Source organism: Streptomyces sp. NPDC020747 (assembly GCF_044334695.1).
Classification (GTDB): domain Bacteria; phylum Actinomycetota; class Actinomycetes; order Streptomycetales; family Streptomycetaceae; genus Streptomyces.
This window is the reverse complement of the sequence record NZ_JBIRTJ010000035.1, coordinates 1-14,078: the sequence shown is the minus strand read 5'-3', so window position 1 is coordinate 14,078 and position 14,078 is coordinate 1. Positions and strand designations below refer to the sequence as shown.

At 66.7% G+C, this 14,078-nt stretch carries 12 protein-coding genes and 7 pseudogenes; 10 read left to right on the top strand and 9 right to left on the bottom strand.

All coding sequences use genetic code 11. The features are described 5' to 3' along the window. Positions 1-55 precede the first annotated feature (55 nt). Both ACH4YP_RS47175 and ACH4YP_RS47170 read left to right on the top strand, forming a co-directional pair. Complete coding sequence (locus tag ACH4YP_RS47175; RefSeq protein WP_398497684.1) at positions 56-949, top strand: NAD(P)H-binding protein; 894 nt, start codon at positions 56-58, stop codon at positions 947-949. 74 nt (positions 950-1,023) lie between these two features. After that, positions 1,024-1,389, top strand: a complete 366-nt coding sequence (locus ACH4YP_RS47170) for a darcynin family protein (RefSeq protein WP_398497682.1) — start codon at positions 1,024-1,026, stop codon at positions 1,387-1,389. Between the two features lie 540 nt (positions 1,390-1,929). Here ACH4YP_RS47170 and ACH4YP_RS47165 read toward each other — a convergent pair. Both ACH4YP_RS47165 and ACH4YP_RS47160 read right to left on the bottom strand, forming a co-directional pair. Then, complete coding sequence (locus ACH4YP_RS47165; RefSeq protein WP_398497680.1) at positions 1,930-2,892, bottom strand: hypothetical protein; 963 nt, start codon at positions 2,890-2,892, stop codon at positions 1,930-1,932. After that, positions 2,889-3,203: a PadR family transcriptional regulator gene (locus ACH4YP_RS47160; protein WP_398497678.1), complete on the bottom strand. Its 315-nt coding sequence runs from the start codon at positions 3,201-3,203 to the stop codon at positions 2,889-2,891. Before ACH4YP_RS47160 ends, ACH4YP_RS47165 begins: the two co-directional genes overlap by 4 nt. A gap of 362 nt (positions 3,204-3,565) precedes the next feature. Between ACH4YP_RS47160 and ACH4YP_RS47155 the strand changes: the two are divergent. Together ACH4YP_RS47155 and ACH4YP_RS47150 are read left to right on the top strand one after the other, a co-directional pair. After that, a pseudogene (locus ACH4YP_RS47155) lies at positions 3,566-4,060 on the top strand (transposase); the annotation flags it as partial. Between the two features lie 37 nt (positions 4,061-4,097). Further along, positions 4,098-5,306, top strand: a complete 1,209-nt coding sequence (locus ACH4YP_RS47150; protein WP_398497676.1) for a transposase — start codon at positions 4,098-4,100, stop codon at positions 5,304-5,306. A 32-nt stretch (positions 5,307-5,338) separates the two neighbouring features. Here the strand turns inward: ACH4YP_RS47150 and ACH4YP_RS47145 are convergent. Both ACH4YP_RS47145 and ACH4YP_RS47140 read right to left on the bottom strand, forming a co-directional pair. After that, positions 5,339-6,118 (bottom strand): annotated as a pseudogene (locus ACH4YP_RS47145) (IS3 family transposase); the annotation flags it as partial. A 117-nt stretch (positions 6,119-6,235) separates the two neighbouring features. Next, positions 6,236-6,529: a group II intron maturase-specific domain-containing protein gene (locus ACH4YP_RS47140; RefSeq protein ID WP_398497674.1), complete on the bottom strand. Its 294-nt coding sequence runs from the start codon at positions 6,527-6,529 to the stop codon at positions 6,236-6,238. A 443-nt stretch (positions 6,530-6,972) separates the two neighbouring features. On the opposite strand from ACH4YP_RS47140, the gene ACH4YP_RS47135 reads away from it, so the two are divergent. Further along, the gene (locus ACH4YP_RS47135; protein WP_398497673.1) at positions 6,973-7,443 is read left to right on the top strand and encodes a DUF6924 domain-containing protein; all 471 of its coding nucleotides are present in this window, start codon (positions 6,973-6,975) and stop codon (positions 7,441-7,443) included. 124 nt (positions 7,444-7,567) lie between these two features. Here the strand turns inward: ACH4YP_RS47135 and ACH4YP_RS47130 are convergent, their stop codons facing one another. Then, a complete protein-coding gene (locus tag ACH4YP_RS47130; RefSeq protein ID WP_398497671.1) occupies positions 7,568-8,068 on the bottom strand; it encodes a hypothetical protein in 501 nt (166 codons plus the stop codon). A 166-nt stretch (positions 8,069-8,234) separates the two neighbouring features. Between ACH4YP_RS47130 and ACH4YP_RS47125 the strand changes: the two genes are divergently transcribed. Continuing rightward, the gene (locus tag ACH4YP_RS47125; RefSeq protein WP_398497669.1) at positions 8,235-8,879 is read left to right on the top strand and encodes a TetR/AcrR family transcriptional regulator; all 645 of its coding nucleotides are present in this window, start codon (positions 8,235-8,237) and stop codon (positions 8,877-8,879) included. Between the two features lie 105 nt (positions 8,880-8,984). Here ACH4YP_RS47125 and ACH4YP_RS47120 read toward each other — a convergent pair whose 3' ends face one another. Continuing rightward, positions 8,985-9,536 carry a hypothetical protein gene (locus ACH4YP_RS47120; RefSeq protein ID WP_398497668.1) on the bottom strand — a complete coding sequence of 184 codons (552 nt, stop codon included), beginning with the start codon at positions 9,534-9,536 and terminating at the stop codon, positions 8,985-8,987. A gap of 33 nt (positions 9,537-9,569) precedes the next feature. Here ACH4YP_RS47120 and ACH4YP_RS47115 point away from each other — a divergent pair. After that, positions 9,570-10,400: pseudogene (locus tag ACH4YP_RS47115) on the top strand (M55 family metallopeptidase). A 38-nt stretch (positions 10,401-10,438) separates the two neighbouring features. Here ACH4YP_RS47115 and ACH4YP_RS47110 read toward each other — a convergent pair. Beyond that, positions 10,439-10,720 (bottom strand): hypothetical protein, encoded by a 282-nt coding sequence (locus ACH4YP_RS47110; RefSeq protein ID WP_398497666.1) that lies wholly within the window; start codon positions 10,718-10,720, stop codon positions 10,439-10,441. Between the two features lie 283 nt (positions 10,721-11,003). Here ACH4YP_RS47110 and ACH4YP_RS47105 point away from each other — a divergent pair. Together ACH4YP_RS47105 and ACH4YP_RS47100 are read left to right on the top strand one after the other, a co-directional pair. Next, positions 11,004-11,402: pseudogene (locus ACH4YP_RS47105) on the top strand (transposase); the annotation flags it as partial. 537 nt (positions 11,403-11,939) lie between these two features. Continuing rightward, positions 11,940-12,508, top strand: a pseudogene (locus ACH4YP_RS47100) (transposase family protein); the annotation flags it as partial. Positions 12,509-12,601: 93 nt separating this feature from the next. Here ACH4YP_RS47100 and ACH4YP_RS47095 read toward each other — a convergent pair. Beyond that, positions 12,602-13,040, bottom strand: a pseudogene (locus ACH4YP_RS47095) (Wadjet anti-phage system protein JetD domain-containing protein). Between the two features lie 60 nt (positions 13,041-13,100). Here ACH4YP_RS47095 and ACH4YP_RS47090 point away from each other — a divergent pair. Beyond that, on the top strand, positions 13,101-13,301 hold the full coding sequence (locus ACH4YP_RS47090; RefSeq protein WP_398497664.1) for a hypothetical protein: 201 nt from the start codon (positions 13,101-13,103) through the stop codon (positions 13,299-13,301). 29 nt (positions 13,302-13,330) lie between these two features. Here ACH4YP_RS47090 and ACH4YP_RS47085 read toward each other — a convergent pair. Beyond that, positions 13,331-14,078, bottom strand: a pseudogene (locus tag ACH4YP_RS47085) (DSD1 family PLP-dependent enzyme); the annotation flags it as partial.

The following is a 14,078-nucleotide window of genomic DNA, read 5'->3' as shown; positions in this document are numbered from 1 at the left end:
CCGTGGCGTTCCCCAGGATGGGCGTACCGATCCGACACGGACTCTTGAGGTTTTCATGATCGTCATCACGGCCCCCACCGGGAACATCGGCCGCCACCTGCTCACCCGGCTCCTGGAGTCCGCCCCCGCCGACGGGGAGGAACTGCGCGTGATCGTGCGTGATCCCGCACGGCTGCCGGACGCGGCACGCGGACGCGTCGAGGTGATCACCGGCTCGCACGGCGACGCCGAGGTGGTCGACCGGGCTTTCCAGGGCGCGGACGCCGTCTTCTGGCTCGTCCCCCCGGACGCCTCCCTCACCCCGCAGGACGCCTACACCGGCTTCACCCGCCCCGCTGCGAGGGCGCTCACCGCCCACAGGGTCGGCCACGTCGTCGGCATCTCCGCCCTCGGCCGCGGCACCCCGCTCGCCGGCTGCGCCGGACTCGTCACCGCCTCTTTGGCCATGGACGACCTTCTGGCCGGCACGGGCGTCGCCTACCGGGCCCTGGCCAACCCGTCCTTCTTCGAGAACCTCCTGGAGGAGGCTGCCTCGATCCGCGACAAGGGCGTCTTCACCGACGTCGTCGACGCCGACCGCAAGGCGCCCCTCGTCGCCGTCGCCGACATCGCGGCCGTCGCCGCCGGCCTGTTGCTGGACCGCTCGTGGACGGGCACCGGCAGCGTCCCGGTCCTCGGACCGCAGGACCTGTCTCCCAATGACCTGGCCCGCATCATGACCGAGGAACTCGGCCGCCCCGTCCGCTATGAACGCCAGTCGCTCGACGAACTGCGCACCACCCTCGTCGGCTACGGCCTCGACGAGGCGTTCGTGCAGGGCATCGCCGACATGAAGCGGGCCAAGGACGAGGGCCTCGATGCCGGAGTCACCCGCACCCCGGACACCGCCGGTCCCACCACCTTCGAGCACTGGTGCGCCCAGACCCTCAAGCCCGCCGTCCTCCCCTGAGAGCCACCAGCCCCTTCGCCATCGCACCGGGCGCCCACGGCGTCAGACCACCCGCCACTTGGGAGACAACCATCATGCCTGTTGAGGAAACCGAACCGCCGGTCACCGCGTTCATACTCGTCAAGACCACGCCGGAGTGGCTCGCACTGACCGTCCCGGAGCGGATCGACGCCTTCACCACCCAGGTCATCCCCACTATCGAGTCCAGGACCACCGGAGTCCGGTCACGTTTCTACGACACCGAGTTCTACTCCGCGCGCGTCACCGACGTCTGGGTCTGGGAAGCGGACGACCACCACGCCTACCAGCTCCTCATCGACGCACTGCGCGAAACCCCGTTCTGGGACCGCTACTTCGAGGTCGTCGACATCCTCGTCGGTACCGAGAACGGCTATGCCCGCAACTACCACGTCGACCCCGCTGCCACCATCAGCACCTGACCGCCAGCGGTTGCCACGCACCGGGCTCAGCCACCCGGTGTGCGTCGCAGGTCTCTCGGACATCGCATCGCCTGAGGACAAGATCGTGAGCCGGAATGACGTGGCCCCTGAATGAGACGACCTGGAACGGCCCAGGTCCCTGCTGCGGAACGTGACATTCCAAATGAGGACCTACACCCTGCTGTCGAAGACCAACCCAGCCCGGAAGGATCCGCGCCGGCCGCACGCACGCGGGAGCGGTTCGCCGCCGTGCACAACCTGCTCGCCGAGGGTGCCGGGCTGATCGAGTGCGCGCGGCGGCCGGGCTGGGCGCTGAACACGGTCAAGCGCTACGCCCGTGCAGAGCGAGTCGAAGACCTGCTGCGTCCGCCGCGCTACAGCGCCTGCCTGGTCGATCGCACCAAGATCGAGATCTCCATTGTTCACGGAACCGCGGACGGCACCCGTGGACAAGCGCGCCGGGTCGCACGAAACCGCTCCCCGTACATGTACCTGCGGGGCCCAGGCCTCAGCGACAAGGGCATCCCGACGAACCAGACCTCACCGCGCCCCACGCACCAGCAGCCCGATCGAACCAACCAAGGTGGCCACCGCAACGGCGATGAACCAGGCCGGTTGGTTGCTCAGCACGGCCGAGGCGGCAAAGCTGCCGGCGAGGCCGACGAGCAGCCAGAGACGAGTGGCCTCACTTCGCCACCACGGGGAGGCGACGGGGTGCTGCTGGGCGAGTATCATCGCGTACTGGTCCACCGGCCCGAACTCCTCCTGCGGCGTGCGACCGCAGGCCGACAGGTGCTGCACGGTTTCCCGCACCAGGTCGCCGGCGCGGGCACGGGCCACGTCGTGGCGGCCCTCCAACAGGCCGTGGAGCTCGGCGAGCCATTCCTCCGTGTTCCGAGGCACGTCAGGCAGTTCGACACTGGTCCCGCGGCTGTAGGCCCAGAAGGCGAGCAACACGCCTGCGCCCAGCAGGAGCGGCGCGGGAATGGAGGCGACCACGTCGCGCGGCAGAAGCACGAACGCGCACGCCGCGATCACCGCCAGCACGCCCGCGACGATCAACGCGGGTACCACGGTCCGTGACTTTCCGAGCGGTCGTGCGATCACGAGCGCCTGCAACGTGCACACCATTGCGGCGTAACCGATCGGAACCCCTGCCAGCCCTGCCGGAGTGAAGGGGACGAACAACCCCTTCTGCAGCCACAGGACTACACCGGCCAAGATCGTGACCAACCCGACGGAAGCGATCACCGCGGACCACGCTTCGGACACCGTCGTGCCGTTCCGATCACGCTTTGCCTGAGAGGCCCGCGGCACTCGTTCCGCCGCGATCCCGGCAGCGAAGTCCTTGGGAGCACCGAACGCCTGTTCCGGCAGCTCCCCGCTGTCGGCGCAGTGCTCTCGCACCTCGGCAAGCACCTCGTCCGCGAGGTCGGCGGTCACGCCTTGCAGCGCGAGCTCCAGTCGTGCTCGGTCGTTCCAAACGGCGTACGTCATCGTCACGTCCCGTCCTTTCTCATAGTGAGGAGTCGGTCCATCGCGGCGGAGAAGTCCCGCCAGAGCACGGCCTCCTCGTCCAGCCGTGCCCGGCCCGCCGGAGTGAGGCGGTAGGTCTTGCGACCGGGGCCGCCCTGTCCGGCGACCCACTCCGCCTCCACGAAGCCGGCGGTCTCCATCCGGCCGAGAACCGGGTAGAGCGCACCACCTCGCACAGTGCCGAGGCCCAGTTCCGCAAGCCTCTGCACCACCGCGTACCCGTGCAGATCAGCCTCGGCGAGCACAGCCGCCACGGCCAGTTCCAATGTTCCGCGCAACCAGCCAGTCGACGGATCGGATCCTGGCACCAGTCTTCCGCCATTCATCTAGCGAGCCTTTCGAACTAGTCTGAATTCAGACTAGCAGATCTCACGCAGGTTCTCATGTGGTGGTGATGACCGGAACCGCCGCTCGGCAGGCACCCGCCGTGCGCAGGCGCGACAGGCACGTCGCCCGCGTCGCGGCACGGAAAGGTCGATCGCATGACGCCGATGCGGTAGCCGGCCGCGAGGATGACGTCGTCGCAGGCGGTGAAGTAAGAGGTCGCGCGGATAGGCGCGGTTGGAAGCCCCGGCAGCGGGACGGGCACAGGACCTGGCGATCATGGGGTCGCGACGTTTCCTGATCACTGGGGAGACCTGTGCCCGCGCTGCCGTCATGGCTGACAGAACCGCTCTGGGACCAATTCGCGGTCCTGCTTCCGGAGCGGCCGGAGTTCCACCCGGACCATCCGCTCGGCTGCCACCGCCGACGTATCAGCGACCGGGTCATCTTCGACAAACTCCTGCAACTTCTGCGCTTCGGCTGTTCTTACGAGGCGATCGCCGACACGACCTGCTCGGCCACCACGATCCGCAGCCGCCGCGACGAGTGGATCCGACTCGGCATGTTCGCCAGACTCAAGCAGATCGCGTTGGAGTCCTACGACCGGATCGTCGGCCTCATTCTCGATCACATCGCCGTGGACGGCTCGATCACCAAGGCGCCCGGAGGCGGCGAGGCCGCAGGCCGGTCACCGGTCGACCGCGGCAAACAGGGCTTGAAACGCTCGGGCATGACGGACGGATACGGCATTCCACTGGGGCGTGTCCTGGCCGGCGCCAACCGCCACGACTCACCCCTGCTCGCTCCCACGCCGGCAGCGCACGGACTCCACCCACATCCTCGCCGCGGTGAGGAATCTCAACCGCCTGGAGTTCGTCGGCGAGACCCTGAGGGCCGCCCTGGAGGCGGTTGCCGTCGCGGCACCCGAGTGGCTCGCCTCCTGGATGCCCGGGGGCTGGCAAGAGCAGTACGGGGCCCGAGTGGACTCCTACCGGCTGCCGAGCGACGAGAGCGAGCGGACTCAAGTGACCTGGCGCATCGCGGCCGACGGCTATCAGTTCCTCGAAGCGGCCCTCGCGGCCGGCGCCCCAGCCTGGCTACCGCAGGTCCCGGCCGTCGGCATCCTGCGGACCGTGTGGCTCCAGCAGTTCCAGCGCACGATCACGGACGGAGTGCAGGAGGTGGCCTGGCGGGGGAAGGACGAGCTCCCGCCCAGCAGTGCCCGGATCACCTCGACCTACGATCCCGACTCCCGTAACGCCGTCAAGCGCGGCTCGGCCTGGGATGGCTACAAGGTCCACTTCACCGAGACCTGCGACGCCAAGGAGGCCGGCCGACCGCACCTGATCACCCATGTGGTGACCACGGACGCCACGGTCGGCGACCCCGTGGTCGTCGACGAGATCCACGACCAGCTCGACGCCAAGGGGCTGCTGCCGGGGGAACACCTGATGGACGCCGGGTACATCTCCGCGGAGCTCCTGCTGACGGCGCCCAGCCAGCGAGGTGTCCGCGTCATCGGCCCGGTCCGACCCATGACCCGCCGCACAGTCCAGGCAACTGGCTACGACAAGGCGTCATTCAGCATCGGCTGGGACGCTCGCCGGGCAATCTGCCCCGCCGGCGCGCACAGCCGCTACTGGACCGAGGGACTCGACAACAACCAGAGATCCGCGATCCGCATCCGCTTCGCCACCGAGACCTGCGCACCTTGCCCCTCCCGCAGGCAGTGCACCAACTCGACACGCTACGGTCGACAGCTCACCGTCCGCCCACAAGATCAAGACGCCGTCCTCGAACGTGTTCGAGCCGAGCAGACCACTGAGGAATGGAAGGCCGTCTACGCGATCCGCTCCGGCATCGAAGGCACGATCCACCAGGCGGTCACGGCCGCCGGCACCCGCAGAAGCCGCTTCACAGGACTACACAAGACCGCTCTCGCACACGTCCTCACAGCCACCGCCGTCAACCTGCTCCGACTCGATGCCTGGTGGACTGGACAACCGCTCGCCCCCACTCGAACATCGCACCTCGCCGCCCTTGACCTCGCCGCATAGGCAATTGGGCAACGGGGTCCCTCGATGAAGTCGAAGATGCCGGCTCGGGCGGTGGCCCGGTCGGTCCAGAAGCGGGTGCCGATCTCTTCTTTCAGGACGGCCCAGAAGCTCTCCGCAGCGGCGTTGTCGAAGCAGCTTCCGGTTCGGCCCATGCTTTGCCTGTGCCCCAACTCGCCTAGTCTGGTGCGGAGTTGGATGGAGGTGTATTCCGATCCGCGGTCGCTATGGATCACGCAGCCGGGCTCCAGGCGGCCCAGCGCGACAGCCCTCTCCAGGGCGTCGACGACGAGTTCGGCGCGGTGGTGGTCGGCCATCGAGTACCCGATCACTTCCCGGGTGGCCAGGTCCAGCCACGAGGCGAGGTAGAGCCAGCGCTCGGCGGTGGGGATGTAGGTGATGTCCCCGACGATCTTCGTGCCGGGGCTGGTGGCGGTGAAGTCTCGGCCCATCAGGTCGGGAGCTGGGGCGGCCTTGCTGTCGGCCTTGGTCAGACTGCGGCGTCCGGTGCGCCGACTATTCCCGGCGATGCCGTGCTGCCGCATGACCCGCTCCACCCGCTTGCGGTTGACCAGCCGGCCCTGGCGGGGTAACGCGGCGGTGACGCGCGGGACGCCGTAGTTGTGCCGGGACGCGAGGTGGATCACCGTGATCTCGTGAGCCAGGGCCTCGTCGTCCCGCCGCCTTGCTTCGCGGGCTTTCTGTCCGGCCACCCATGCGTAGTACGTTGAGCGGGCGGTGTTCATCACCTTGCACAGCAGTGTGCCCGTGTAGTTCGCCTTCTCCGCATGGATAAACCGGCAAATCCTGCTCACCGGTCGCTCTCCTTCGCGAAGAAGGCGGTCGGTCGGGTGGCCCGGGGGAATTTCACCCCCGGGCTCCTACAGATCCCGGCGTGACAGTCTCCCGTCACCGGGCTCCTATGGTCCTGATCACCAGATCGAGTGGACCCATTTCCAGTGGGCGAAGAAGAGCGGGTACGCGGTGGTGACCTGCTTCCATCGCCGGTGGAAATTCTTGAAGGTCTTCAGCCGTCGGTATTTCTTGCGGACCCAGCGCATCAGGTAGTAGTTGATGCGCTTGAGGAGGGGATACAGCTCGGTGCGATAGAAGGCACCGTAGTACTGCATCCAGCCGCAGATGATGGGGTTGAGCCATCGCGCGAACTCGCCGAGGGTGTAGCCGATGTGCATGTGGAGCCGCCAGGAGCGGACCTCCATGCTCATCTTCTTGAGGGCGTCCTTGCTGGGCGCCGGAAGGAATGAAGTGAAGATCTTTCCATTCCGTCCTCGCGCTGGACGACGCTGGAACGTGAAACCGAGGAAGGTGAACGATGTTGCCGCGACTTTCCATGGTGGGTACGCGCAGTACTACGAAAGCCCGTAACTCCCGTCGGCACGCCGCGAGGCCCAGGACGAAATTGGCCAGAAACACGGTCGACCCCGTTCGAAGACAGGAAGATCTGCCATGATCGACGCGGCAACCTGCTGAATCACCGTTTTGCGGGAAGCCCTGGCAGGTCAGCCGGGCTACGAACCGATCCGAGTGCCGAACCCCAAGCAAATGTCCTCTTGGGATAGTCACTGGATCGGCAAGAACCCGTACCGGATGACCCGCTATCGAACACGTTGAGCCCAGTAGCCTCTGTACCGACGTCCGAGGAGGACGCGTGACCGCCGCATGGTTACCCAAGACCGACTTTTCGCCGTTCCTGCGCGCCGACTTCACTGATGATGAAGCATGGCAGGAGTTACTGGACGAGACCGGTGACGACTGGGTGACAGTCGTCACCGAACCCAGTCATCAAGACCTGTCCGTGCACGAACTGATGGCGCTGGTCCCAGAGGGCAGCCGCTACCCGGTGCTCGTCATAGCGGACCGCGTTACCTTCTCCTCCACTGAGCGCTCGCTGCTGCTGATCGACGTCCTCGAGGAACCCGGTCGGACGTTCCGGGTCTTGCCTGACGCGTTCCTGTCCGTTATCGGCAATCTGGCAATCGACAACGTCACCTTCGGCGACTACCTGAATACGCTCGACGCCTCTGGTGTCCACCGACTTGAGGACCGGCATCACCAGGCGCTGGCCGAACTGCAGTCTCACAGTCAGCCGAGCAAGCCTGATTCGCCGTCGAAACCCTGACCTCTCGATGTGGCCGACGGCCAGCTCGGTCCTGGGCCTCGCCAGCGGTCCGTCGCGACGCGCCGTTTGAACCTCGAAGCCGGGGCCGACCTCCGCCGTGCAACGTGGACCTCGGCCTTCCCGACTATTCACCCGGCGAGCGATGCGCCATTCCAATCTTGCGCACGATGTCGTCACCGAAGAGCTTCGTTTCTTCCACGGTGTGAGCGCGAATGGCGAAGCCGAGCAAGGACATTGCTCCGAGTAACCGCAGCAGAGGGGGCATGGTCAGCTCGACGGTGCAGCGGAACTCCGAGGTGTCCTCGGAGGACGCCTGGACCGTCATCGTCCAGCGGACCTGGATGGTCGCCGGAACGAGGTGGAACAGGTACACGCGGCTGCGCTTGGACAGCATCTCCACGCGGGACGGCTTCGCCGAGACCTCCTGGTAGTGCTGGACGATCAGGTGTCCGCCGATGGCCTCGACGTTGACACTGCCTCGGACGCCGTCCTGCACGAAGGTCCCCGCGGCACGGTGTCCCCGCGCGCAGGCCTGGTATTCGGCGTCGGACAACGTGAAGAGCCAGCCCTCCAAATCGACCCGGTCGGCGGGAACGTTCAGGGTCACCACTCCGGTGTGTTTCATAGTTTTCTCACCTTTCTCAGAATTTGAGCGAGCTTCAGCGGAAATGCATCCCTAAGTGGGAGTCGATGTGTGGATCGCGGCGTCAGACTTCCTGTCGTCTGACCTCATCACTGAACACCTGTTAGGTGAACTGTACCGCGTGGCCAAACAGTTGTAAAGTGAGGGTATGGACAATGCGGAACACCAGCGCCAGCCCAATCCCCGAGGGTCGGGTGGTGAACTGCGCACGGAGATCGTCAACGCCGCCCTCCGCCTGGTGGAGGACACCCCCGACCCTTCCGCCATCACCCTGCGGGGCGTGGCCCGCCAGGCCGGCATCACGGCACCCTCGATCTACTCGCACTTCGAGAACCTCGACGCCGTCATGGCGGCTGTGATCGACCTGGCGTTCGACAAGTTGCTCTCTGTTCTGAAGGACGCGAGAGCAGAAGGCCACAAGGCCGTGGCGCGGCTGCGCGCCCTCTGCCGGGCTTACGTGGCCTTCGCCGTGGACAGCCCCCGGCTTTACAACCTGTTGTTCAGCCAGGAGAAGGTGACAGTCCTGCGCCAGGTCGAATCCGGCCTGCTGCCCCCGAAACAGGTGGACACGATGCCCGGCGCCGACGCGTTCGCCATGCTCGTGCAAGCCGTCACCGCCTGCGTCGAGGAAGGCAACTCCACCAGCACCGACCCGCAGCGCGACGCCACTCTCCTGTGGACCGCACTGCACGGCTACGTCACCCTGCTACACACCACCGCCGACTTCCCCTGGCCGGCTCGTGACGACATGCTCGACCAGTACGCCAACCACCTCGCGCACCTCACCGATTGACCGGCGAGGTCGATGATCAACAACTGGTGGCTCACCCGTGACGACCGCGCGCGAACGGCCCGAAGGATCGACATCACCTGAGGTCGGTGCCAGGCCTCTTCCTGATCAGGTTCTGCGCAGTGCCGCTCCCACGACGAGGAAGCCGATCAGGAACGGGTCAACGATGCCACGTTCGACGAGACCGATGAGCATCCCGGTCTCCGAGGCAAGTACAGCCATGTAGGCCGGGATCGACAGCAGGCCGTAGACGCCGGCCACCTTCAGGCCGATCCCCAACCGGCGGGAGAAGCCCAAGGATCGGTACACGCTTCCGAGGAGGATCAAGAGCACGTTGCCGCTGAGCAACGCCGCGAAGGCACCCAAGGAGTGGTAGTCGGTCCCGCCGTCGGCCGTCTCACCAGATCCGGGGAAGAAACCCAGGGTGACACCGCCTGCCGCCAGTACAACCGCCAGGAAGACGTACAGCCAACGGCGGCTGTTAGGCAGGCCTCGCAGCAGCACGATGCCCGGCAGCGCGGTAAGAAGCTGTGTCTGAGCCTTGCATGACACATCGAGTAGCACTTCAGTGCAGGTCGGGTGCTTGAAGAGCCGTATCGTCCAGGCCGAAAGTAGTTGGTCGCAAACTGGTGCAGGAACCATAGGAAGAGCGGCGGACATCTCCTAAGCGATCAAGCTTGAGGAGACTGTGCAGTGCGGATCTACATCAGTGTGGATATGGAAGGCATCACCGGGCTTGTGGACGTCGATGATGTCCAGCCCGGCGGCCGGGACTACGAGCGTGGACGGCTGATGATGGCGGAGGACGTCAACGCCGCCGTCCGTGGCGCCGTCGCAGCCGGTGCCACAGATATCACCGTCAACGATGCACACGGCCCGATGCGCAACATCCTGCCCGAGTCGCTGCACCCGGCAGCCCGCCTCATCCGCGGCAAACCCAAGCAGATGCTCATGGTCGAAGGCCTCACCCCCGAGCACGACGCCGTGATCTGCGTCGGCTACCACTCGCGGGCCGGCACGCTCGGCGTACTGAGTCACAGCTTCATGGGGCACGAAATCGAAGACATGTGGCTGGACGGCCGGCCCGTGGGCTAGATCGGCCTGGCCCACGCCACCGCGGCCGCCATCGGCGTTCCGGTGGCGGTCCTCACCGCTGACGACTGTGCATGCACAGAGATGACGGAATGGGACGCCTCGGTGACGACCGTGGCCGTGAAGTATGCGCGGGACCGGTTCGCGGCAGATCTACGACCGGCGGAAGAAGCGCGTGCGGCAATCGAGGAAGCGGTCGCTGCCAGTCTCTCCACAGTGCCGAAGGCGTCAGAAGTCCCCGCGGACCTGTCCGTCCTCACAGTCCGCTGGCAGTCGGCTTCCGTCGCCTCGACGCTCCTGGGCATTCCAGTGGTCACCTTGGCAGACGCGCGGACCGTCCAGGCGCAGGGCACCCTGCCCAGCCTTTATCGGCTGTTCGGCGTGTGGACGCGAGTGGCTGCCTCTTTGACCAACCAGCCACCGTATTGCTGACCGTCGCGACAACGGCTGGGCGGTCATCGGGTCTCGCCCTACGGTGGCAGCATGGGCAAAGACAGGGTGCCCCGGCTACGGCTGGTCGTGGTCGCTGATGAGGAAGCCGGGCCAAGGTTGTGCCGTGGGTGCGGTGGTCCGCTGATGCCGGCGGTAAAGACGACGGCGGTGTTCTGCTCGTCCGCGTGCCGGTCGCGGCACTGGCGCCGGATGCGGCGGGCGCGGGCGAGGACCGAGGCGGTGAGGGCCGGGGTGCCAGCCAACTGCCCCGAGTGCGGCCGATCCTGGACGATCGGCGTCGAACGCCCTGTCTCAGCCATGTACTGCTCTCCCCGGTGTCGCAAACGGGCCTGGCACGGACGGCGCACTGGGGAGAGCGGGGTGTGAGGCGGCGCATCCTGCAGAGATAGTGCGCTCCCCATAGCAGGGCGTGCGCCCTGTTCGACGGCATGTGGCGGTCGGATGGTGCCTAGTGACGGGCTGCCAGGGCAGTTGGCGGTATGAACAGGGTGCCGCACCTGGGCCTGTGGGGTGGTGTCCCGATGTCCGAGATGATCGGGAGTGTGACTCGGAAACGCTACGACGAGCTGGTCAAGCTGGGGCGCCGAGGTGATCCGCAGCCTGCCCGGCATGAGGGCAAGGCTGGGCGCCGAGTTCATCGCCGCGACGGGCAGCGACATGGACGCCTTCGGCAGCGCCGACCGCCTGGCCGGCTTCGCCGGCCTGGCCCCGCAGCCTCGTGACTCCGGCCGCGTCAGCGGCAACTTGCGCAGACCTCGCCGCTACCACCGCGGCCTGCTGCGAACCATGTACTTGTCGGCCATGGCCAGCCTCAAGTCCTGCCCCGCGTCCAAGGCTTACTACCAGCGGAAGAGGAGCGAGGGAAAGGGACACAAGCAGGCTCTGCTAGCCCTCGCCCGCCGACGCGTCAACGTTCTGTGGGCGATGCTCCGTGGCAGAAAGCGTTACGAGCCCCCACTCCCCGTCGCGGAGGCGGCTTGACATCAGCATTGGGAAGTCCCGTAACTGCTGGTCAGGGGATGACTTTGGGACGTCTCACGGGAAGGTCAAGGCCCGAGACGGCCTCATGTCCCCTCAGCCGCCTACGATGCGGACATGTCATCGTCTGGGATCGCTCCGGAAAGCCGTCGCGGCGGAACGAGGTCGACCGGCCTGGCGCCGGCACGAGCGGATCGGATCATCAGAGCACTGTCGTGGTGGTGGGCGTCTGGGCCCCTCCTCCTGTTCACCCCGGCGATCGCGTATGCGATGGGGTTGCCGGACGTGAGACGAGAGATCGGCTGGGCGTTCGGCCTGATGGCCCTGTTCACTGCCGCCCTTGCGCCGACAGCGGGATTCGTGGTGGCTCAGGTTGGGGACCGGCGAGAGACACGCGGGCGATTCCTGATCATGGCCGCGTTGTCCAGTGTGCCGATTCTCTTCTTCTTGTTCTTCGGAGTGCTGTTCCCGGAGTGCCCGGACGGATACCACTGCTAAGGGCTGCCTCGTAACTGCAGTCACAGGTGGGATGATCTTGGGGTGCGTGGCGTGATCACGGCTTCGGAGCCGACCTGGATAGCCCCGTTCACGGGGCTGAGCCCGCGTTCTTCGGGAAGCTGGTGACCGCGCTTCGCCGAGAAGGTGCCGACCCGGTCCGGAAGGGCCGCCCGTGGAGTCTTCCGCTGGAGGATCGGGTGCTGCTCGTGGCGTCGTACTGGAGAACGAACTTGACGATGCGACAGCTCGCTCCGCTCTTCGGCATCTCGAAGTCCGCGGCCGACCGAATCATCAATGACCTCGGCCCGTCGCTCGCGCTCCGGCCACGCCAGCGGTTCCGCAAGGACACCGTGCTCATCGTGGACGGCACCCTGGTGCCGACCCGCGACCACACCATCGCCGAGCAGTCCAAGAACTACCGGTACTCCACGAACAACCAAGTGGTCATTGATGCCGACTCTCGGCTCGTCGTCGTGGTCGGCCGGCCCCTGCCCGGCAACCGCAACGACTGCAAGGCATGGGAGGAGTCCGGCGCGAAAGCCGCCGTCGGCACGACCACAACCATCGCCGACGGCGGCTATCCGGGCACCGTGCTGGTGCTGCCCCAGCGCATGATCTGCTGCAGTCGCTGTCCTGCCGACTGGCGCAGCTGCACGCGCCGCGGCCCAGGCCGATCTCTGACGAAGTGCCGCTGAGACGGTGATTCACAGCTCGTTGAGGACGTCCTCAAGCAGGTGGAACCGCACGCGTTCTTGTTCGAGTCGCACGTTCGGGCCGAACTCGCCGTCCACGAGGCTGTCGTAGACATCGGCTTCGTCCCGTGTGAGCGTACCGAGCGGCCGGTGGGTGGGCGCATCTTCCTTCACCCACTGCTCGCGGTGCTCCAGGAGGGCGGGCCGGTTCATCAGGATCGACTGTGTGTGCGAAGGTCTGACGCAGCCGGTCCAGGATGGTGAGGCCGTGGGTATCCACATCGCCCCAGATCAGCAAGATCGACGCGTACTTCGCGTTCCTGGAGGAGCGGTACGCCGGGGAGATCCATCGGCTGTACGGGGCCGTCGTGGAGTCGCCGGTCGACCCATTCAACCGGCCGCGCCACCGAGGTGACTTCGGACTGCGAGTGCCGCCCTCGTTGCGGGCCATGCGGGAGTTCTTCGCCGCCTGGCGCACCGTTCTGCCGGAGTCCCGTGAGGAAGCAGTGGCGTGCCGGGACTACGTGATCGGGCCGCGTTCGACCAGATCGGGCTGCTGCCACGGCAGGTATGTGCCGACTGCATCCTGGACGAGGCCCGGGAGACCGCCGATCCGGTCCACCTCGTCGGCCTCTTCGGCATCCATCCCAGCATCGCCGTGAAGTGCGTACACGCCGCGCACCCGCACAAGGCCCTGCCCCGTATCCGCTGACCGGGCGGCTGGTCCGGTGCACTTGCTGGTCACCAGCCGGTGACGCGCTGCCAGATGTCCTGGATCTGCGGTGCGGTGTTCGTGGTTCGGGTGCTGTCGATGACGTGGTAGCCGTGATGCTGGGCGGCGGTGGCGCAGGCGTGGTTGGGCAGGATGCGCAGGCGGGTGCCGACGGGCAGGTCGGGCAGGCGGCCGCCGTCGCGGGTGGTGAGGGTGCCGTGTTCCTGGCTTGCGGCCGTCATGACCAGGTCCGGGACGAGGCTGCCGTCCAGGTCCGTGACCAGGCCATAGCCCTGGTCCTGCGCCTGGACGGAAGTGCCGCGGTCCCGGGACATGGCCATCCAGCCGCCGTCGGTGACGACCCAGCCATGTTCGGGGCGGTGGCCGATGACGGTGACGACGACCGACAGGGCGAGGTCCTCGATACCGCACACGCCGATGCCGGCCATGACCAGGTCGAAGAAAACGTAGTTGCCGGCGCGCAGTTCGGTGACGCCGGTGAGGTCTTCGGCCGCATGGGCGGTGGGGGTGGAGCCGACGCTGACAGCGGCCACGAGCAGGCCGGCCGCGCGCAGGCGCTCTGCCGCGGCGACGGCGGTGTCGCGTTCGTTCTTCGCCGCCAGGCGCTGTTCCTCGCCGGTGTAGGCGAAGTACGACTCGCCCGCATGGGTCAGCACGCCGGCTAGGGCCTGTGTGAGGTCGTGATCAATCTCGGGTTCTGGTCCCGTGCGGGGCCGGGACCTGGTAGGACGCTGGGTGTGACACGTAGGCAACTCA

Bases quoted from the DNA above. Each gene is read 5' to 3' on its own strand.
- ACH4YP_RS47110 (WP_398497666.1), bottom strand. From the start codon at position 10,720: ATGGCTGAGACAGGGCGTTCGACGCCGATCGTCCAGGATCGGCCGCAC.
- ACH4YP_RS47130 (WP_398497671.1), bottom strand. From the start codon at position 8,068: ATGAAACACACCGGAGTGGTGACCCTGAACGTTCCCGCCGACCGGGTC.
- ACH4YP_RS47120 (WP_398497668.1), bottom strand. From the start codon at position 9,536: ATGTCCGCCGCTCTTCCTATGGTTCCTGCACCAGTTTGCGACCAACTA.
- ACH4YP_RS47170 (WP_398497682.1), top strand. From the start codon at position 1,024: ATGCCTGTTGAGGAAACCGAACCGCCGGTCACCGCGTTCATACTCGTC.
- ACH4YP_RS47140 (WP_398497674.1), bottom strand. From the start codon at position 6,529: ATGAGCATGGAGGTCCGCTCCTGGCGGCTCCACATGCACATCGGCTAC.
- ACH4YP_RS47175 (WP_398497684.1), top strand. From the start codon at position 56: ATGATCGTCATCACGGCCCCCACCGGGAACATCGGCCGCCACCTGCTC.
- ACH4YP_RS47125 (WP_398497669.1), top strand. From the start codon at position 8,235: ATGGACAATGCGGAACACCAGCGCCAGCCCAATCCCCGAGGGTCGGGT.